We start from the raw sequence: 19,561 nt of genomic DNA on the forward strand, positions 1-19,561 counted from the left end.
CCCCGTCCGTTTATTGCGTGAGACGCGCGCTGGCGACGGCCTTGCGGAACAACGACTGAAGAGCGTCGGAGATGCTTTGGTCGGTCTTCACCGTATACATCAAATCGGGCGAGGCACAGGCCGTCAACGCGGTCGGGATGTTTGGGATCGCGGCATTGGCGATCGCGCGCTGGGTCGCTTCGTCGTCCTGGATCGATGCTGAGGTATATTCGGTATAGAGAATGGCGATCTTCACGCCGCGCTTCTTGATCGCGGTGCATTGATCAATTTGTGCTTGCTGCATTGCCGCGCGGGTGCGGCCTGACCCGATATTCTCGTCGCTCATCCCGTCGGTTACCAAGAACAAGAACGCTTGCGGCGTGTCGCCCGGGTCGTTGGACCCATTGCCTGATTTTGCGGGCAATTGGGTTCCCATATTGTTCATCAAGCTCTGGAAGCTCGTGAACAGATATTCCGTGCCCGATGAGCCGTTCGGCGGACGTCCGTTGCCGGCCTTGTCGTTGACCGTGACCAGACTGACATTGCTGGCGGCGGTGCCGACCGATGCCAGGTCTGGCGTCAGCGTCGCGATCGTCTTGAAATTGGTGATGTGATCGAAGGTGTAAAGTGCGGCGCGATAAGTGCGGCTGTTCTCCAGCGCGTAACTCTGCGCCAAAGTCATCAAATTGCTGGCAGCGGTCTGTTCGTCATTAACTCGCAAGTGTACGCCCTGATTGAGCGCATACCAATAGGAGTCTACGAAAGAACCATCGGCATTGTAGACGCAGATATCCTTCGCATTGCTTGCACCGCAATTGGTGTTTGTCGATTTTTTGCTGACGTAAACATAGGCACCATTGGCATCGATTTTCGTGATCTGGTTGCCGCCAACCATACCGGTTCCGTAAGAGCCTTTGACGATGGAAAACTTGGCATTGTCGAGGATCAGACTTGGGATGGACGAGCCAACATAGTTTTCGATCTTGTTGGAATGACAGGCGAACGCGCATTTCACGGCGTTGTCCATCGTCGTAAACCCGGCCGTCGTGGTCGGCAACGCCATCGAAGACGAGGTGTCGAGTGCCAGATAAAAGTCGATATTTGGTGCAGCCGTGGCGGTCGCCGTCGACGTTCCGCCGATCGTAATCGTCGGCATTCCGATGACGTTCGCAAAGGCATTCACCGATGAAGCCGTATAGGTAACGGTCGCGGTGCGCGTTGATGCAGCGGCATTGTTGCCGACGATCGAAACGGTCAGGTTGCTGTCGTTCCAAATCAACCCCGGCTGACCCGCAATTTGTGATTTGAACATCGCGTTCGCCGCAGTTTGGGCTGCGGTGTTATCGAGCTTCATCATCGGCTGCGTTACCGCAGCCAAGGCCGCCGCATCGGCCGCCGCGTTCAATTTGGTCTGCAACCGTCCGGCGCGCGCGTAATCGATCGAGACGCCGGTCGCGAGTGTCAGCGGAATCGCCGCAAAGCCCATCAACAGCAGGACGTTGCCGCGGCGATCGTGGCGCAGGCGCGTGGCCAGTCGGCGGGTCGCGCGAAGGAAGGTAAGAAACGGCTGGACCATTAGGACACATTGACCCCAGTTACCGAATTTGACGCGCGCGGACTCATGATGATTTGGTCGCGCATGGGAATAGCACCGAGCAACGCAAGGCCAGCCACCGGCGTATACGTATAGTCGATTGATGCGACGATGACATACGTGCCATTTTGCTTGATCGTTCCGGGCAAGGTGAACGAAGTGCCTTTCGTCAACGCATTGATATTTAACCCACGGCTCCAATCCACCGTGGATACCCCGTTCGGGTCGGTATATATTTGCGATACCGTCAATTTCGCGGCCGATATCTTGTACGGGCTCAAGATCTGCGTGCTAGCGTTAAGGATCGTATCCAGATCCGAGGCGGTAACGCTGGTCGATTGTGACGTCAGGTCGGCCACGGTCCGCGTCGCGGCGGTGACTTTGCGATAGGCCGAGATGCTGTCGCTCAATTGATATCCGCCAAGGTACAGCAGCACGATGAACGGCAGGCAGATCGCAAACTCCACCGCCGATACGCCGCGTTGATCTGCCCAGAAGCGGCGGGTCACTTGTACGGCTCCGTCTTGAAGACCGATGTTGCGATGAGCAAACGCTTGCCGCCGGAAAGTGTCGACAGATCGAAGCCGAGCGGACCCTTTTGGGTGTCCCAGAGATACATCATCTTGACGACGTTGATCGACCCGGTCCCTCCCGGTGCATATTGAAACGCGTTGTTGACGTTGCCGTTGCTGTCATAGGTGATCGTCGGCGGCGCGGTTGCTACCGCCGAGAACGCAGTGGCGGCTTGCACGTCGATCAGCAAATTCGCGCACTTCATGAAGGCCGGCAGTTTCGAGCAGGCGAGCGTCTTGAATTGCGCCTGGGTCATTCCGCTTGTCTGGGCGGTGCCGGTCAACAAGGCGCGAACCGATTTTTCGGCGGTGGTTTCCAGATTCTGTTGGGCGAAAAAGGTAAGGCTGGTCTGCACGATCGCGATCATCAAAGCGATCAGCGGGGTTACGACGAGCGCGAATTCCACCGCTGCACTCCCGCGATCATCCTTTGCAAGCGCGCGCGCTCGGTTCGGGCCCGCGACGAATCTGGGAGGAAGCGTGATCTTCACTATGAAATTGCCCCAAAGCTATGCCATTTCCTGCCACGCAACGGGTAAAGGAATAGTGAAATCAAGCGCGTTCAGCCCTCTTTCGGTGCCCCTTTCCCGATGATCGATCCAGCCAACCCGGAGCGTATGCTCGCTTTGTCCTATGCGTCTGAGCAGGGCCGATCCGCGCTCGCGGCGGTGCTCGCGTTGGACGACACGCTGGGGCAGATCCTGCGCACGACGCGTGAGCCGCTGGTCGGGCAGATGCGGCTGACCTGGTGGCATGAGGCGCTGGTCGCACTCGACACGGCCCCACCACCCGCGCAGCCGGCGTTGCAAGCGCTCGCGGCAGAGGTGCTGCCGCGCGGAATCTCGGGCGCTACGCTTGCCGCGATGATCGACGGCTGGGGGGTACTGCTCGATCCCGACCCGCTGACCAGGCCGGGGCTGGAGGCTTATGCCGCCGCGCGGGGCGGTGGTTTGTTTGCCGTGGCGGGGCAGATCCTTGGTGCGACCGCGCGCGATCCGCTGGCGGCGGCGGGCGCGGGATGGGCCCTTGCCGATCTGTCGCGCCACGCGCGCGATGCGGCGGCGCTGCTTCCTGCCGAAATGGCGGCGACGGCGCTGGCCGACGCCACCCGACAGCGCTGGAGCCGCGCCGCCCGCGCGCTCGGTGCGCTCGCGCACATTGCGCGGATGGACCTCTCGCTCCCGTCGGGCGTATCGCCTCCGGTCGGTGCCCCACGACGGGTTGCGCGGCTCGCCTGGCATCGTTTTACCGGGCGCTAGGCTTCCGCCGCGCGCTTGGACGCGATACCCTCTCATGGGACTCGGGGGAGGGCGCTATGTGGCGATATCTGGTGGGCGGGCTGGCGACGCTGGCGCTGGTCGCGGCGGGAATGCTGCTGTTCAATCGTGGTGCGCGATCGGTGGCGGCCTTGCCGTCTGCCCCGCTAGCCCTGGCGCAGACGACTGAAGGCGGCGCGCTGCCCGCAACGGTGCCCGAGGCGAGCGACAAGACCCGCGAGCAGAAGCGCTTCGACCGCTATGACAAGGATCGCGACGGCAAGGTGACGCGCGAGGAGTATCTCGCGCCACGCCGCAAGGCCTATGCCAAGCTCGATACCAACCATGACGGCGTGCTGTCGTTCGACGAATGGGCGGTGAAGACCGAAACCAAATTCGCCGAGGCGGACAAGGACAAATCGGGGGCGATGACGCCGGCCGAGTTCGTCAGCACCGCGCCCAAGCGCAAGGCCCCGCGCGTTCGGCGCGATTGCCCGCCCGCCCCGCCACCGGCGAACGCCGAGGAAAGCTGAGGCTCACCCCGTCGCCAACCATTCCCCCAGCGCCGAGCGCGCGCGATCAGTATACATCTTCTTGCGGTCGGCCTTTTTGGTCCGGCCTTCGATCGGCGGGAACAGCCCGAAATTGACGTTCATCGGCTGATAGGTCTCCGCGACCGCTGCGCCGGTGATGTGGTGAAGCAGCGCGCCGAGCGCGGTCGTCACCGGCGGCGGGGTCATCGCTTTGCCGCCGAGTTCCGCCGCAGCGAAGCGCCCCGCCATCAGCCCGACGGCGGCGCTTTCGACATAACCTTCGCACCCCGTAATCTGCCCGGCGAAGCGGATGTTGGGCCGTGCCTTCAGCCGCAGCGTTTCATCGAGCAATTCGGGCGAGCGGATGAAGGTATTGCGGTGCAGCCCGCCGAGGCGCGCGAACTCGGCATTCTGCAGGCCGGGAATGGTGCGGAACAGGCGGACTTGTTCGCTATGCTTCAGCTTGGTCTGGAAGCCGACGATGTTCCACAAAGTGCCGCTGGCATTGTCCTGCCGCAATTGCACCACCGCATAGGGCCAGCGTCCGGTGCGCGGATCATCGAGGCCAACGGGCTTCATTGGGCCATAGCGCAGCGTATCGACCCCGCGCGCGGCGGCGACTTCGATCGGCATGCAACCTTCGAAATAGGGGACGTTTTCCCACTCTTTGAACTCGGTCTTTTCGCCCTCGATCAGGCCGGTGTGGAAGGCGAGATACTCGTCCCGCGTCATCGGGCAGTTGATGTAGTCCTTGGAATCGCCCTTGTCCCAGCGCGACGCCATCCAGGCCACGTCCATGTCGATGCTGTCGAAATGGACGATCGGGGCGATCGCATCGAAGAAAGCGAGCGCGTCCTTCCCCGTCGCATTGCCGATCGTCTCGGCGAGCGCGGGCGCGGTCAGCGGGCCGGTGGCGACAATCGTCAGGCCGGTGTCGGGGAGGGTGTCGACGCGTTCGCGCACGATTTCGATATTGGGGTGCGCGGCGAGCGCGGCGGTGACGCCGTCCGAAAAGCGATCGCGGTCGACCGCGAGCGCCGAGCCCGCTGGCACCTTGTGGATGTCGGCCTCGCGCAGGATCAGCGAGTTCAGCGTGCGCATTTCCTGGTGGATCAGCCCGACCGCGTTGCTGGTGGCATCGTCCGAGCGGAAGCTGTTGGAGCAGACTAGCTCGGCCAGGCCATCGGTCTGGTGCGCTGGTGTCCTTTCGCCTGAGCCGCGCATTTCGGAGAGCTTTACGCGGAACCCTGCCTCGGCGAGTTGCCAGGCGGCCTCGGACCCAGCGAGGCCGCCGCCGATGATATGTACGTCGTGTGTCATCCCGTGGCTGATAGCGGGCGGCGGCTGGCGTGGCAAAGGCGGAGCGTACCGGGCTAGCTGCGTGGCTGACGGGGTTGCTCTGCCCGCTGTTTCACCAGCGCGAGCAGGTTGTTTTCGAGATCGCCCAGGAAGACTTGGCCCCACAGCTTCGAATAGGCATTGACCGGGGTCTTGATCCAATAGCGGGTATAAATGGTCACGCGGGTACGACCGTCGCCGAGTGGCTGCATGGTGTAGCCGCCGGTGGTGATGCGGAAATAGGGGCTGTCGGGCATGAGGTGCCGGTCGGTAAAGTCCCAGCCGGTTTTGTCGTCGAACAGGAAGCGCCAGCCGATCCGGCGTTCGGGTTGCCATTCGGTGACCCGCTCGCGGAAGCGCACCTGGTGCCCCCATCGGGCGAGCCGCTCCGCACCGATTCCGTCACCGACCAGATGCGCGCCGAGCGGGCGGGGGATGCCGATGACATCTTCGGATATGTTCCATTGCCCCTCGTCCGGCCGCACATCGGGAATGCCCTTCAATAGCGGCCAGATGGTTTGCGGGGTGGCGCGGACGATGATCGTGCGGGTGACGGTCGCATCGGCTGTCGGTAGCGCGATATAGGGCTCGACCTGCATCGCGAGCAGCGGCGCGAGCAGCAGCGCGCTGCAATAGGTCTTGCCGTGCTGATCGACGCGACGACGCAGGGTGTGGGTTAACCACGCCCCGGTCATGCCGCTGGCCATCCATAGAGGCGAAAGGATGATCACGCAGACTGTTCCTTCGCGCAGCAGTGCAAGGGACACGATGACCACCACGAGCAGCAACCACGCCGGGACCTGCAAATACGCGCCGAGGGATCGCTCCTTCCAAGGATCGGCGACATAACTGACGAAGGCGGAGATCGCAGCGGGCAGTATCAGCAGGAAGGAAAAGCTGATGAGGCCGCTATCGGGCCGCGCCGCCTCTAACAACAGATAGGCACCAAGCGCCATCGCGAAGGCAAGACCGACCGCTGCTGTGGTACGGATCGCAGCTGAGCGTGTGTCTCGCAGAGGGGTGTTCTGCTCCATATGCCTGATCCTTTTCACAGATATTTCTGTAAATTCAGAAATTGATAGGTATAAATCAGCGGGTTTTGGCTTGTTGACGGTGAGAATTAGTCCTTGGCTTTGCCGCCGGGGATGAAGCGCGCGACCTTGCTGCCGAGCTTCATCAGCGTGACAAGCGTGCTCTTGGGGAGCGTGCGGACCTGTTCGTACCAGCCGCCCAGCGTCGACAGAAATTCGTGCATCCGCACCACCCGGTCCCGCAAATGGGCGGGGGCGGCGTCATCCTGGCGGAGGCGCTCGGCCAGTTCGGCGAGCAGGGCGATGGTCGGGTCGATCTCGCGCCGTTTGCGCTCGGCCACGATGCGCATCAGCATTTCCCACAAATCGCCCTCGGCGACGAAATGGTCGCGCCGGTCGCCTTCGACATGGACGCGGCGGACGATGGCGTAGGTCTGCAATTCCTTGAGTGCAGTCGAGACGTTGGAGCGGGCGAGCCCCAGCGCCTCGACGATCGCCTCGGCATCGACGGGTTTTTCGGAAAGGTAGAGCAGAGCATGGACTTGCGCGACCGAGCGATTGACCCCCCAATGCGTGCCCATCTCGCCCCAATGGAGGATGAAGGCCTTGGCATCAGGATGATCGAGCAGGGTCACTAGCAACTCCAATTTCTGTAAAAACAGAAATAGACGAATTTTCTCTTTGGTCAAGGCGCGTTCTTGCCCCACCCCCGCCGGGCGCGCATTCTCGGGGAATGTCACAGCGTATGCCCATGCCAGCCTTGTTCCTGACCGCGCTTGCTGCGGGGGCGAGTTTCTGGGCGGCCAGCCATATCCTGCCAGCGGGGCCCTTGCTCGTGGCGTGGAAGGGCAGCGCGGTCGCGTTGCTTGCCGTCTGGGTTGCGCGGGCAGCGCACACGCGGGCGGCGCGCTGGCTGGCGGTGGTGCTTGGGTTTGCTGCCCTGGGGGATGTGCTGCTCGAAACATCGGGCATGACGATCGGTGGCGCGGCATTCCTCATCGCGCATCTGCTGGCGACCGGACTGTATTGGACCAACCTCCGCGCCGATCAGGCGGGCACGGGGCTGGCGATCGTGCTGCTGCTGGGCATCCCGTGCGCGGGCTATGCGCTGTCCGGGCAACCGGGGGTGCTGGTCTATGGGCTGGCGCTGGGCGGCATGGTGGCGACGGCGTGGATCAGTCGCTTTCCGCGCGGCTGGGTGGGGGCGGGGGCCATGCTGTTCGCGGCGTCGGACCTGCTGATTTTCGCGCGGCTGGGTCCGCTAGCCGGTTCGATCGTTCCAACGCTGTTGGTCTGGCCGCTCTACGTCGCGGCGCAGGCGATGATCGCTTATGGCGTGGTGAGAACGGAGCGGGCGCGCAATGAAGGTGTTCACGATCGGCTATGAAGCCACGACGATGGCTGATTTCTTGGCGGCGCTGACGGGCGCGGGGGTGGAGCGCGTGATCGATGTGCGCGCGCTGCCCTTGTCGCGGCGGCCGGGATTTTCGAAGACCTCGCTGGCGGCGTCGCTGGCCGAGGCGGGGATCGACTATGTGCATTTGAAGGCGCTCGGCACCCCCAAGCGCGGGCGCGATGCCGCCAAGAAGGGCGATGTGGCGACGCTGGAGGCGGTCTATGCTGACCAGCTCGAGCTACCCGAGGCGCAGGCGCAGGCGGCGCAGATGCTGGCGCTGGCCGCGGAAAAGCCTAGCGCCTTGCTCTGTTTTGAACGCGACCCGCGCCACTGCCACCGCACGCTGTTGCTGGAGGCGGAGGCCAAGGGTGCGGAGGTGGTCGATCTGTATGCGTGAGCGGCGTTAGCCCGCGACAGGCAGTTTCACGCGGCCATCGGCATCGCGTTCGAGCGGGCCGTAAGCGATCACCGTCTCGAGCAGCAGCGGGCCGCCATAAAGGTGCGGGAAGAGTTGGCCGCCGCGCGACTCTTCCCATTTGAGGTTCGCGCCGAATGACCCGAGATCGACCGCCGCGACATGCAAATCGCTTTGCCCGGCGAAATGCTTGTCGACGGTTTCGGTCAACTGTTCGGCGGTCGAGAGATGGATATAGCCGTCGGCCAAGTCGATGGGCGCGCCGGCGAACGATTCCTCGGTCTCCAGCGTCGCCATCTGCTCGGCGGTCAGCACCTTATAGGCGGTGAGCGGCCGTTCGCTCATTCGCCATTGTCCGGGCCAGCCGCCAGATCCTCTCCGGTATCGCCCGTGTCGTCGGGGGCGACTTCGACCGCGGTCAGGTCACGCACATCGGCCTCGGCATCGCCTTCAGCTTCCTCGATCCGAGCGGCCGAGACGACATGCTCGTTCTTGCCGACATCGAACAGCTTCACGCCCGCCGAATTGCGACCGATCACGCGCATTGAGCCGAGCGTCGTGCGGATCACTTTGGCCTGGTCGGTCACCAGCATCAATTGGTGGCCCTTGGTCGCGGCGAAGCTCGCCACGACGGGTCCGTTGCGCGGGATGTTGTCGATGTTGGTAATGCCCTGGCCACCGCGCCCGGTGCGGCGATAGTCATAAGCCGACGACAATTTGCCGTACCCGTTGGCACAGACGGTGAGGATGAACTGCTCGCGGATCATCAACTCTTCGTAGCGCGCCTGGGTCATCGCCATCTGGCCTTCGCGCTCGCCCTTCCACGGCGCGAACTTGAGATAGTCCTCACGCTCCTCGGGCGTGGCACCGACGCGGTGGAGGATTGAGAGCGAGATCACCTCGTCATCGCCCTTCAGCGTCATGCCGCGCACACCGGTGGAATTGCGGCTCTGGAATTCGCGCACTTCATCGGCGGCGAAGCGGATCGCCTTGCCCTGGCGGGTGGCGAGCAGCACGTCGTCATTCTCGCTCAGCAAGGCCACGCCGATCAGCCGGTCGTCGGCATCGACGCCCTCGAACTTCATTGCGATCTTGCCGGCGGTGGGGATGTTGGTGAAGGCGTCCATCGAGTTGCGGCGCACGCTGCCGCGCGCCGTCGCGAACATGACGTGCAGCGCGGCCCATTCGGTCTCGTCCTCGGGCAGAGCGAGCACGGTCGAGATCGTCTCGCCTTCGGCCAGTGGCAGCAAGTTGATCATCGGGCGGCCGCGCGTGGCGGCACCGCCTTCGGGCAGCTTCCACACCTTCATGCGGTACACCTTGCCCAGCGTCGAGAAGAACAGCACCGGCGTGTGCGTGCTGGTCACGAACAGGTTCGTGATCGCGTCTTCATCCTTGGTGGCCATGCCCGCACGGCCCTTGCCGCCGCGCGCCTGGGCGCGGAAGGTGTCGAGCGTGGTGCGCTTGATATAGCCCTGCATCGTCACGGTGACGACCATGTCCTCGCGCTCGATCAGATCCTCATCGTCAATGCCATCGGCGGCGGCGGCGATGTCGGTCTTGCGCGGGGTCGCGAATTCGGCGCGGACCGCGACCAGTTCCTCGCGCATCACCGCGAACAGCTTGGCGCGATCGGCGAGAATGGCGAGCAGTTCGGCGATCGAATCGGCGAGGCCTTGCAGTTCGTTGCCGATCTCGTCGCGACCGAGTGCGGTGAGGCGGTGGAGGCGCAGATCGAGGATCGCACGGACTTGCAATTCGGACAGGCGATAGGTGTCGCCGGTCATTTCGACTTCGACCGCTTCGACCAGCTTGATGAACGGCGCGATCTCGGCGACTGGCCAGTCGCGCGCCAGCAACGCTTCGCGCGCTGCGGCGGGGCTGGACGAGCCGCGGATCATGCGGACGACCTCGTCGAGGTTGGTCACCGCGATGACGAGACCCAGCAACAGATGCGCCCGGTCGCGCGCCTTGGCGAGCTCGAACTTGGAACGGCGGGTGATGACTTCCTCGCGGAAGGTCACGAACGCGGTGATGATATCGCGCAGGTTGAGCAATTCCGGGCGGCCGCCACGGATCGCCAGCATGTTGGCGGGGAAGCTCGATTGCGCGGGCGTGTGCCGCCACAATTGGTTGAGCACGACCTCAGGGGTGGCATCGCGCTTGAGATCGATGACGATGCGCACGCCAAGGCGGCTCGATTCGTCGCGAATGTCGCTGACGCCTTCGATGCGCTTGTCCTTGGCGGCTTCTGCGATCTTCTCGACCAGGCCGTTCTTGCCGGTCTGATACGGGATTTCGGTGAGCACGATCGAGCGGCGATCGCCGCGCCCTTCCTCGACGACATAGCGCGAGCGCACGATGATCGAGCCGCGTCCGGTTTCATACGCCGAGCGCGCGCCTGCGCGGCCGAGGATGATCGCGCCCGTTGGAAAATCGGGACCGGGGACGATCTCGATCAGTTCCTCGGTGGTCAGCGGTTCGCGCGCGCCGGTCATCGAATCGATGATGGCGAGCGTCGCGTCGATCACTTCGCCGAGATTGTGCGGCGGGATGTTGGTCGCCATGCCGACGGCGATGCCGCCCGCGCCATTGACCAGCAGATTGGGGAAACGCGCCGGCAGCACCGACGGCTCGCGCTCGGACCCGTCATAGTTGGGCACGAAATCGACGGTGTCCTTGTCGATGTCCTCGAGCAGCGAACCCGCGACCTTGGCGAGACGCGCCTCGGTATAGCGCATGGCCGCGGCCTTATCGGGGTCCATCGAGCCGAAATTGCCCTGGCCGTCGATCAACGGCACGCGCATCGACCAGTCCTGGCTCATACGGACCAAGGCTTCGTAGATCGAGCTGTCACCGTGCGGGTGATATTTACCCATCGCGTCACCGACGATGCGGGCGCATTTGCGATAGGGCCGGTTATAAACGAAGCCGCTTTCCGACGCCGACCACAGGATACGGCGGTGGACGGGCTTCAGACCATCACGAACATCGGGAAGCGCGCGCGCGACGATCACGCTCATCGCATAGTCGAGATAGCTCGACTTCATCTCGTCGACGATCGAGATCGGGGCAATGTCGGAAGGGTCGGCGAGGACGGTCTCGTCGGTCAATTTATGGTGCCTTCGGCTGTGTTACGGGAATGCGACAAACCCTAGCCGAGCGCGCAACGAAACGCCACCCCCGCGCGCATCGCAGCGGCGCAGGGGTGGGTTTGGTTCGCTTATTTGCAGGCGGTCTTGTTGGCGTTGCCCGCCTTCGAACAATTGTAGGTGATCGTCTTGCCGGTGCTGGTCTTGGTGGTGACCATGCGGCCGGTCGCCGCAGCGGCGGGTTTGCGGGCTGCAGGCTTGGCCGCTGCAACGGGCGCGGGGGCTGGCTTCGCCGCCACAGGGGCGGGCTTGACCGCCGCAGGCGTCGGCTTCGCTGCGACCGGGGCGGGTTTTACCGCTGCCGCCGGGGTGACCTTTGCCGCCGGGGCTGGCTTGGCGGCCGGTTTAGTCGGCGTCGGCTTGGGCGCAGGCTTGGTCTGGGCGAGGGCGGCGGTGCCGCACAGCAGGGCCGCAGCGGCGGCGATCGTCATCGGAAGCTTGGTCATGGATATCCCCTCAAAACGGTCAGGCAACGTAGCCCTGCGGCGATGGTGCGACCCAATCGCTGAATCGGCAATGGCGGGATGATGACAAATCCGTCATGTTGCCCTCATCCTTTAGAAGGGCACTTCCTTGCCTTCGAAGTCGAACAGCTTGCCGCTGTCCGGGGCTTTCAATTCCTCGATCGTGTCGAGCAATTGCAACGCGGCGCGATCGGGTGTGAACAGGCGACCGGCCTGGACATTGCCTTGAAAGGGTTTGGATAAAGCGGTGTCGACGGTGCCGGGATGCAAGGTAACGACGATCGTCCGATCGTTGCGGCGCTTTTCCTCGATCGCGATACCGCGCATCAGCATGTTGAGCGCCGCTTTCGAGGCGCGATAGCCATGCCATCCGCCCAGCTTATTGTCCGAAATGCTGCCGACTCGCGCGGAGAGCGCGGCGAACACCGCGCGCCCGGTCTTGGGCATGATCGGCAGGAAATGCTTGGCGACGAGCGCCGGGCCGATCGCGTTGATCGCATAGGTTTCGGCCAGCCAGGCGGGATCAAGCTCGCGCATCGCCTTTTCCGGGCCGCGCTCGCCCGCGTGCAGCAAGCCGGTGGCGACGATCACCAGCGTGGGAGCAGGGCCTGTGGCGACATGCGCCGCGGCTGCCGCAATGCTGGTTTCGTCGAGCAGATCGAGATGCTGCGCGCCGCTGCGCGAGCGCGCGAAGCCGTACACCTTCTCGAACGTCGCTTCCTCGATCAGCGCCGCCTCCAGCGCCGCGCCAATGCCGCCCGAGGCCCCGATGATGACTGCCGCGCCGGTCATGCGCGGGTAAACCGCCAGCGCTCGGGCGTGCTCTCGGCGGCGTCGAAGCGGTAGCCGTCGCTGTCGAAACCGCGCATCGCGTCGATCTCGCTGATGCGATGTTCGCACAGCCAGCGCGCCATCATGCCGCGCGCGCGCTTGGCATGGAAACTGACAAAGCGCGGGCCGTCGGGTCCGGCTTCGCGGAAATCCACGTCGATCACGCGCAGCCCCGCCAACTTGCCGTCGACGGCCGCGAAATACTCCTGGCTGGCAAGGTTTAGCACAACGCCCGATCCTTCCTCGGCTACGTCCTCGCGCACGGCGGCGGCGATGCGGTCGCCCCAATATTCGTACAGGCTCTTGCGGCGCGGTGCCCAGCGTGTGCCCATTTCGAGTCGATAGGGGCGCATCGCGTCGAGCGGGCGGAGCAAGCCATATAGGCCCGACAGCATCCGCACATGGTCCTGCGCGAAGGCGATCGCGGCCTCGTCCAGCGTGCGCGCTTCGAAGCCGATATAAACGTCTCCGGCAAAGGCGAAGAGCGCGGGCCGTTCGGGCGCGTCGGCGAACCCGGCGAAGCGGTCGGCGTTCAGCTTCGCCAGCTTGGGCGAAATGTGCATCAGCGTGGCAAGCCGCGCCTGCGTCAGGTTCGCGGCCGATTTGGCGAGCGACGCCGCCTCTGCCTGAAAGCGCGGCGCGGTCGCGGTCAAAGCGGGCAGGGGACGTTCGTAATCGAGCGTCTTGGCGGGAGAAAGAAGGGCGATCATCGCCTTGCCGACTAGGCGCGTCGGGCGTCCGCGTCAAAGCCCGGAAGGCGAAATCGGCGGCATAAAATCGTTGTGCAGCATGCGTCCAAACGCGTTCAAAGCGCGTTCAGTCGCCGCCGCGCATCTCGCGTCGCTTGACGGTCGAACCGGCGGCGCTAGGAGCAAAGCCAGTATTCCGCCGCGCCAGCGACGCTTGAGGAGAGTCCCGCAATGAAGATGGTTTCGAAAATCGCCCTGACGGCAACGCTCGTCATCGGGTTGAACGGTGCCGCCCTGGTCGCCCCCGCGATCGCCAAGAAGAAGGAAGAGGCCGCCCCGGCCGCGCCGACGATTTCGGCTCCTGCGCGTGCTGCCGCCGTCGAAGCGCAAACCGCGCTGGCCGCGACGCCCAAGGATCTCGCCAAGGCCGAGACCGCGCTCAACACGCTCGATACCGTGGCGAAGAGCGATTATGAGCGGTATCTCGCCTCGGGCCTGCGTCTGTCGCTGATCAACGCGCAAACGCAAGGCCAGCCCGAAGCGGCCCGCATCGCCGCGCTAACCCCGCCGCTCGACGCGCTGATCGCCAATCCGGCGACGCCGAAGGCTGAGCTCGGCAACCGCTATAACTCGCGGGCCGGCTTTGCCTATTCGAACAAGGATTATGCCAAGGCGGTGGAGTATTTCACCAAGGCCAAGGACCTTGGCTATACCGACGACGATCTGCTGCTCAACATTGCGCGCGCGAAGGTTGATGCCGGTGACGTAAAGGGCGGCATCGCCGATCTGGGAGCCGCTGTGCAGGCGGAAAAAGCCAAGGGCAAGAAGGCTCCCGAATCCTGGTATAAATACGCCTTCACCCGCCTCGGCAAAGCGGGCGACCAGGAAGGGGCCGATTCGTGGACCGCAGCCTGGCTGACCGAATATGGCACCAAGGAAAATTGGCGCGGCGCGATCTACACATTCGGCTTCCAGGGCCCGGCAGCGGCGAAGTACAGCAAGAATCGCGTCGATCTGTATCGCTTGCTGTGGGCGACCAAGAGCCAGACCGGTCAGCGCGAATATATCGATTATGCCGATGCCGCGATCAACGTCGGCTTGCCCAATGAAGCCAAAACGGTGATCGACGAAGGCTTTGCCAACAACTCGATCCCCAAGGGCAATATCACGGCGACCGAGGAACTGACTCGCGCCAAGACGGGCATCGCCGGCGCGACCTCGCTCGCGATTAAGGAAAAGAACGCCCAGGCGGCCCCCAAGGGCGATCTCGCCCAGCAGGCGGGGGACGCCTATTTCGGCACCCGCAATTACGCCAAGGCGATCGAGATGTACCGCCTGGCCGAGACCAAGGGCGCGCCCGACGCCGACCGCAACAATCTGCACCTCGGCATGGCGCTGGCGCTGTCGGGCGATCGCGCCGGGGCCAAGGCGGTTCTCGCCAAGGTCGCTGCCGACCCCAACAAGGCGATCGCACGGTTGTGGACGGTGTTTGTCGACACGCCGCCGACGGCCTGATCGCGGGTTCTTTGCGGCGAAACGAGACGGAAAGGGCGGCCTGCGGGTCGCCCTTTTTCGTAGTGGGAAATTGCCAGCCTATTTTAAGGTCTTTGGGTCCATCGAGAGCAGGCCGAGAACCAAGATCGCTACAAGAGCGCCAATAGGGTAAGCATATACGGCATCGCCGTCCCCTGGTTTGACGGCGCTCGCCGCGCCGATGACGATCCCACCCGCAGCCAAGCTTGCGAGCGACGCGATCGCTTTTACGGTTAGGGTTTCAGATCGTTGGACAAACGTCCAGATCAACCAGCCGACGATGATACCTAGGCAGGTCGACGCCATGTAAGGGAGGATCATATCCGACGCTCCTTCTGAAATTGTGACGGTTCAGTAGGTCATCAATCGATTGGCAATGCAAATTTAATTTAGATAGCCGCGGGGAAGATCAATCGCCTGATAATATAACATGCTCATGAAAAAATCGCTCATCAGCGCGATATTATTTTCAATTTATTGGCAATTTACAAGTTTTGCGCGTTCAAAAAACCTTCACCCCGCGCGGATCGGAATACCCGGAAGCGATTTGGCGGTGCGGATGGTCAGCGAGGTCTTGACGCTCGCCACATTGGGGGCGGGCGTCAGGTGGGTCATCAGGATTTCCTGGAAACTCTTCAAGTCGCCCGCGACGATCTTCAGGATGAAGTCGATCTCGCCATTCAGCATGTGGCACTCGCGCACTTCGGGAATGGTGGCGACATGCTCCTCGAACGCGGCGAGATCATGCTCGGCCTGGCTGCGCAGCGACACCATCGCGAACACGGTAATCGGATAACCAAGGGTGGCGGGATCGATCTCGGCGTGGTAGCCGCGGATTGCACCGGCTTCCTCCAGCGCGCGCACGCGGCGCAGGCAGGGGGGGGCGGTCAGCCCGACGCGCTCGGCCAGTTCGACATTGGTCATTCGTCCGTCGTCCTGAAGCAGTTCCAGAATACGGCGGTCGATCGAATCGAATGTCATTACGTAATGCTCCTGGGTAACGCGCGTTTCGCATTGCCATCTTGCAGTTGCCTATAAGATAATTACTACGGAACGCAATTGTCCCACATTGCGACGGTGCCAAATCTCAGGGTTACGCGGGGCCTTTGCGCCGGTTAAGAATCCGTTACGACACATGAGCCTTTACGACGCATGGGGACGTCGCGATTTTGGGGACAGAAGAGCTTGCGGTTCGACGACAGCCTGGAGACGGTTCTTTCGGCAGACATGTCGACCGCTTTTGGCGCGCAATCCACATGGCGGCAGTTGGTCGATCTGATCGGGCGCGGTCGGGCTGCGGCAAGCGATGCTGCGATCGCCCGTTTGCGCCTGATTCGCGGTGACGTGCCGCCGATGGTGCGCTCCGCCAGCGCACGCGGGCTGGTCTTCGCCAGCCCCCCGCTGCCCCTGGTTGCGGTGTTTGCCGAGGATGATCTGTCGATCGCGGCTCCGGTATTGCGAACCGCGCGTCTTTCTGTCGCAGAATGGACCAGCTTGTTGCCGCGCCTGTCGCCGGCTGCCCGGTCGATCCTGCGCCACCGGCGCGATCTGCCTCGCGCGGTGCACAGGGCGCTGGAAAGTTTCGGCAGCGTCGATTTCGTGCTCCATGCGCCGACCGAGCCCGAACAGGTCGCAGCGCCGCCGCCGCCCCAACTCCACCCGCAGCCCGCGCCCGGTCCCGAGGCGGCGGCCGAACCTGTTTCGCCCGTTGAGGTCGTGCCCGACCAGCCCGACGCGGTGGCAGACCCAGTCCTGGTGCCACCGGAATTGCCCGAAGCGGCCCCACCGATTGCGCCGCGGTCGTCCTTCGTATCGATCGCCGCCGTCGCGGCGGGGTTGCCGGTGGTCGCCGAGGCGTTGCGCCGCGCTGATCACGCGGCCGTGCCTTCTGCGGCCCCGCCACCGGCCGCAGAGGTCACCGCACCGATCGCGTTTGTGCGGCCGCCCCCACCGGCATCGCCGCCCGAAACCGGTCCCTTCCAGATCGCCGAACTGGTCGCGCGAATCGATGCCTATCAGCGCCAACGCGAGGAGACGCCGTCGGGCCCGCCGCGTCTCGAAATACAGCCCGAATTGTTCGCGACCGAGCCGCACCAGGCCGAGAGCTTTCGCTTTGAAACCGACGCCAATGGCATCGTCCGCTGGATCGAGGGGGCGGCGCGGGCGCCGTTGATCGGCCTGTCGTTCGACCTGTCGCCCGCGACGCAGGGCGCGCAGGTGGACGGGGTGGTGGCGGGGGCGTTTCGGCGGCGTGCCGGTTTTGCCAATGCCCGGTTGGTGGTGGATGGCCATTCGGATGCGGCCGGCCAGTGGCGCATCACCGGGATTCCGGTGTTCGACCGGGTGAGCGGGCGCTTCACCGGCTATCGCGGTACCGCCCGACGCCCGCGCGCCGACGAAACCGCCGAGCCCACGCGCGAACTGCGCAATCCCGCCGCCGATGCGCTGCGCCAATTGGTGCACGAACTGCGGACCCCGACCAATGCCATTGCGGGCTTTGCCGAAATGATCGAATCGCAGATGCTGGGTCCGGTCCCGGCCGCCTATCGCGCGCATGCGGCTGCGATTCGGACTCAGTCGAGCGGCTTGCTGACCGCGATCGACGATATCGACATGGCCGCCCGAATCGAAACGCATGCGCTCGATCTGCGGACCGGCGATGTCCCGGTCGCGCCGTTGCTGGCGCGGATCCTGAACGATCTTGCGCCGCTCGCAACGCTTCGGGGCAGTTCGCTCGAACAGCATGTCTGCGACGAATCGCTCACGATCCTGGGCGATGACCGGGCGGTCGAGCGGCTGGTGGCGCGGTTGATGGCGACGCTGGTGGCCTCGGGCAGCGCAGGCGAGCGGATTGGCGTCGCGGCGGCGCGCGAGGATGCTGCCATCTCGATCGTGTTTGATCGGCCCAGGGCGCTCGCCGCTTATGCCGAGGAGAGTTTGCTCACGATCGATGCCGAAGCGGAGGCGGAGCGCGAGGGTGCGCCGTTGCTCGGCACCGGTTTTGCGCTGCGGCTGGCGCGCAATCTCGCCGCCGAATTGCGCGGCAGCTTGACCATCGGTGACAAGGCCTTGACTTTGCGCCTGCCCGCCGCGTCTCTTGCCGGGATGGAGCAGGTTTCTTCCAACTGATCGTGGCGACGCCCGATCCTGCCGCAGCGTTTCGTCCGCTTGCCCCCGCGCGCGCCGATCTGGTCGCGTGGCCTGATGCATTCGGCACGCGCTTCATCGTGTTCGTCGATACCGAAGAGGAATTTGACTGGGCCGCGCCGCTGACCCGCGACGGCCATGCGGTGTCGGCGGTGGCGGCGATTCCTGCGGCCCATCGCTGGTTCGCCGATCACGGCGTACCGCTGACCTATATGGTCGATTATCCGATCGTGTCGGACGCACGCGGGGTCGATGTGCTGCGTGCCGCCTGTGCGGATGGGGTCTCGGCGATCGGCACCCAACTCCATGGCTGGGTCAATCCGCCCTTCGAAGAGGCGCTGACCTCGCGCAACAGCTATGTCGGGAACCTGCCGCGCCCGCTCGAAGCGGCGAAGATCGATTGCCTCACCGACGCCATCACCGCTGCCTTTGGCACCCGTCCGGTCGCATATCGCGCCGGGCGCTACGGCATTGGCCCGCATACGCTCCGCTTGCTCGCGGAGCGCGGCTACCGCCTCGATAGCTCGATGCGCGCGCGCTATAGCTATGCGGCGGACGGCGGACCCGATTTCTCGGAGATCGGCAATGCGGCCTTTCATGTCGGCCCGGGCGGCGGCTTGGTCGAACTGCCGCTGACCACGGTATATACGGGCCTGTTGCGGCAACGGGGGGCGGCAGGATTGTATCGTGCCCTGGGCCATGTGCCGAAGGGACGCGGCCTGTTTGCCCGCACCCACTTGCTCGCGCGCGTCGCGCTGACGCCTGAAGATATGCCGCAGCACGATGCGCTGGAGGCGATTGCGGTGGCGGTGGGGGAGGGGGTGCGCCTGCTGAACTTCTCGTTTCACTCGCCGTCGCTGGTGCCCGGGCATACCCCGTATGTGCGCGACGCGGCGGATCTGGCGGCCTTTTATGGCTGGTGGGAGGCGATTTTGAGCGATCTGGCGCGACGCGGAATCGCCGCCGCTTCGCTCGATCAGGTGATTGCAGCGGCGCACGCACGCCGCTAACGAAGGCGCGGGGGCCTGTAGCTCAACTGGTTAGAGCTGGCCGCTCATAACGGCTAGGTTGCGGGTTCAAGTCCTGCCGGGCCCACCATGTCGCACCGTTTTCGATGGGCGTGGCGATATTGGATCGTAAGCGCACGCTTGCGCTTACGATCCAGCCCGCCTAAGCGACGACACCGTCGGGGAGTGGCGCAGTCCGGTAGCGCGCCTGCTTTGGGAGCAGGATGTCGCAGGTTCGAATCCTGTCTCCCCGACCATCCCCCTTTCTCGTGCATCTCTTGAGGCTGGCGTCTGGCGCTTCGCGGTCGGCTTTCGCTTTGCGCACGGCTGTGCGGATAGCGCTGCGCCGATTCAGCATATGCAGTGCAGGGGCGTTCGATCGCGTGTCGGATATGTCCCGCCTATCGGCGGCCCATCGAAGCTCTCCCAATCACGATTCGGCCCACCACGGTGTCGGACACGCTTTCAAACCTTGCAGAGCGGAGCGCAGGGCGGTCGTGCGGCGTCTGAAATCTCCGCGAAGAATGGCCGATTTCCGCCATTTGTCATCGGACGCAAGCCGCGCTCGATGTCGTTTTGACGCCTAACTGAAAGAAAATTGCAAAAAAGGGTTTGACCGAATCA

Annotated in this window: 20 protein-coding genes and 2 tRNA genes; 9 read left to right on the top strand and 13 right to left on the bottom strand. The window is 64.0% G+C overall.

Annotated features, from left to right (window positions below; all coding sequences use genetic code 11):
• Positions 1–10: 10 nt before the first annotated feature.
• The 3 genes from H4W01_RS06225 to H4W01_RS06235 are packed head-to-tail and all read right to left on the bottom strand — an operon-like array spanning position 11 to position 2,552.
• Positions 11–1,555 carry a pilus assembly protein TadG-related protein gene (locus H4W01_RS06225; RefSeq protein ID WP_209610330.1) on the bottom strand — a complete coding sequence of 515 codons (1,545 nt, stop codon included), beginning with the start codon at positions 1,553–1,555 and terminating at the stop codon, positions 11–13.
• Complete coding sequence (locus tag H4W01_RS06230) at positions 1,555–2,082, bottom strand: TadE/TadG family type IV pilus assembly protein (protein WP_010408561.1); 528 nt, start codon at positions 2,080–2,082, stop codon at positions 1,555–1,557. Before H4W01_RS06230 ends, H4W01_RS06225 begins: the two co-directional genes overlap by 1 nt.
• Complete coding sequence (locus H4W01_RS06235) at positions 2,079–2,552, bottom strand: TadE/TadG family type IV pilus assembly protein (protein WP_209610331.1); 474 nt, start codon at positions 2,550–2,552, stop codon at positions 2,079–2,081. Before H4W01_RS06235 ends, H4W01_RS06230 begins: the two co-directional genes overlap by 4 nt.
• Before the next feature lie 183 nt (positions 2,553–2,735).
• Here H4W01_RS06235 and H4W01_RS06240 point away from each other — a divergent pair, with 183 nt between their 5' ends.
• Positions 2,736–3,404: a squalene/phytoene synthase family protein gene (locus H4W01_RS06240; protein WP_334685175.1), complete on the top strand. Its 669-nt coding sequence runs from the start codon at positions 2,736–2,738 to the stop codon at positions 3,402–3,404.
• A 56-nt stretch (positions 3,405–3,460) separates the two neighbouring features.
• Positions 3,461–3,934, top strand: a complete 474-nt coding sequence (locus H4W01_RS06245) for a histidine kinase (protein ID WP_209610332.1) — start codon at positions 3,461–3,463, stop codon at positions 3,932–3,934.
• A 3-nt stretch (positions 3,935–3,937) separates the two neighbouring features.
• On the opposite strand, the gene trmFO is transcribed toward H4W01_RS06245, so the two are convergent.
• From trmFO to H4W01_RS06260, 3 genes are all read right to left on the bottom strand, one after another.
• The gene (trmFO, locus tag H4W01_RS06250; protein WP_209610333.1) at positions 3,938–5,254 is read right to left on the bottom strand and encodes a methylenetetrahydrofolate--tRNA-(uracil(54)-C(5))-methyltransferase (FADH(2)-oxidizing) TrmFO; all 1,317 of its coding nucleotides are present in this window, start codon (positions 5,252–5,254) and stop codon (positions 3,938–3,940) included.
• 53 nt (positions 5,255–5,307) lie between these two features.
• Positions 5,308–6,306, bottom strand: a complete 999-nt coding sequence (locus tag H4W01_RS06255) for an SRPBCC family protein (protein ID WP_209610334.1) — start codon at positions 6,304–6,306, stop codon at positions 5,308–5,310.
• A gap of 86 nt (positions 6,307–6,392) precedes the next feature.
• A complete protein-coding gene (locus H4W01_RS06260; RefSeq protein ID WP_209610335.1) occupies positions 6,393–6,938 on the bottom strand; it encodes a GbsR/MarR family transcriptional regulator in 546 nt (181 codons plus the stop codon).
• Positions 6,939–7,054: 116 nt separating this feature from the next.
• Here H4W01_RS06260 and H4W01_RS06265 point away from each other — a divergent pair, with 116 nt between their 5' ends.
• Both H4W01_RS06265 and H4W01_RS06270 read left to right on the top strand, forming a co-directional pair.
• Positions 7,055–7,690, top strand: coding sequence for a lysoplasmalogenase family protein (locus H4W01_RS06265; protein WP_209610336.1), 636 nt, complete (start codon positions 7,055–7,057; stop codon positions 7,688–7,690).
• Complete coding sequence (locus tag H4W01_RS06270) at positions 7,665–8,096, top strand: DUF488 domain-containing protein (protein ID WP_209610337.1); 432 nt, start codon at positions 7,665–7,667, stop codon at positions 8,094–8,096. The genes H4W01_RS06265 and H4W01_RS06270 overlap by 26 nt, the downstream gene beginning before the upstream one ends.
• A 6-nt stretch (positions 8,097–8,102) precedes the next feature.
• Here the strand turns inward: H4W01_RS06270 and H4W01_RS06275 are convergent, their stop codons facing one another.
• From H4W01_RS06275 to yaaA, 5 genes are all read right to left on the bottom strand, one after another.
• The gene (locus H4W01_RS06275) at positions 8,103–8,459 is read right to left on the bottom strand and encodes a DUF952 domain-containing protein (protein WP_209610338.1); all 357 of its coding nucleotides are present in this window, start codon (positions 8,457–8,459) and stop codon (positions 8,103–8,105) included.
• Complete coding sequence (gyrA, locus tag H4W01_RS06280; RefSeq protein WP_209610339.1) at positions 8,456–11,227, bottom strand: DNA gyrase subunit A; 2,772 nt, start codon at positions 11,225–11,227, stop codon at positions 8,456–8,458. Before gyrA ends, H4W01_RS06275 begins: the two co-directional genes overlap by 4 nt.
• A gap of 110 nt (positions 11,228–11,337) precedes the next feature.
• Positions 11,338–11,712: a hypothetical protein gene (locus tag H4W01_RS06285; protein WP_209610340.1), complete on the bottom strand. Its 375-nt coding sequence runs from the start codon at positions 11,710–11,712 to the stop codon at positions 11,338–11,340.
• 111 nt (positions 11,713–11,823) lie between these two features.
• A complete protein-coding gene (locus H4W01_RS06290) occupies positions 11,824–12,522 on the bottom strand; it encodes an SDR family NAD(P)-dependent oxidoreductase (protein WP_209610341.1) in 699 nt (232 codons plus the stop codon).
• Positions 12,519–13,271, bottom strand: coding sequence for a peroxide stress protein YaaA (yaaA, locus tag H4W01_RS06295; protein WP_209610342.1), 753 nt, complete (start codon positions 13,269–13,271; stop codon positions 12,519–12,521). The genes H4W01_RS06290 and yaaA overlap by 4 nt, the downstream gene beginning before the upstream one ends.
• A 210-nt stretch (positions 13,272–13,481) precedes the next feature.
• Here yaaA and H4W01_RS06300 point away from each other — a divergent pair, with 210 nt between their 5' ends.
• Entirely contained in the window at positions 13,482–14,765 is a 1,284-nt protein-coding gene (locus tag H4W01_RS06300) for a hypothetical protein (RefSeq protein ID WP_209610343.1), read from the top strand.
• A 78-nt stretch (positions 14,766–14,843) separates the two neighbouring features.
• On the opposite strand, the gene H4W01_RS06305 is transcribed toward H4W01_RS06300, so the two are convergent.
• Together H4W01_RS06305 and H4W01_RS06310 are read right to left on the bottom strand one after the other, a co-directional pair.
• Positions 14,844–15,104, bottom strand: coding sequence for a hypothetical protein (locus H4W01_RS06305; protein ID WP_010408592.1), 261 nt, complete (start codon positions 15,102–15,104; stop codon positions 14,844–14,846).
• A gap of 192 nt (positions 15,105–15,296) precedes the next feature.
• Positions 15,297–15,764 carry an Lrp/AsnC family transcriptional regulator gene (locus H4W01_RS06310; protein WP_010408594.1) on the bottom strand — a complete coding sequence of 156 codons (468 nt, stop codon included), beginning with the start codon at positions 15,762–15,764 and terminating at the stop codon, positions 15,297–15,299.
• A 204-nt stretch (positions 15,765–15,968) separates the two neighbouring features.
• On the opposite strand from H4W01_RS06310, the gene H4W01_RS06315 reads away from it, so the two are divergent.
• From H4W01_RS06315 to H4W01_RS06330, 4 genes are all read left to right on the top strand, one after another.
• Positions 15,969–17,912, top strand: coding sequence for a sensor histidine kinase (locus H4W01_RS06315; protein ID WP_209610344.1), 1,944 nt, complete (start codon positions 15,969–15,971; stop codon positions 17,910–17,912).
• 2 nt (positions 17,913–17,914) lie between these two features.
• Positions 17,915–18,940 (top strand): polysaccharide deacetylase family protein, encoded by a 1,026-nt coding sequence (locus H4W01_RS06320; protein ID WP_209610345.1) that lies wholly within the window; start codon positions 17,915–17,917, stop codon positions 18,938–18,940.
• An 11-nt stretch (positions 18,941–18,951) separates the two neighbouring features.
• Positions 18,952–19,028 (top strand) — tRNA-Ile (locus tag H4W01_RS06325).
• Between the two features lie 89 nt (positions 19,029–19,117).
• Positions 19,118–19,194 (top strand) — tRNA-Pro (locus H4W01_RS06330).
• Positions 19,195–19,561: the final 367 nt, after the last annotated feature.

The sequence above is a fragment of the Sphingomonas sp. PL20 genome, assembly GCF_017875905.1.
GTDB lineage: Bacteria > Pseudomonadota > Alphaproteobacteria > Sphingomonadales > Sphingomonadaceae > Sphingomonas > Sphingomonas echinoides.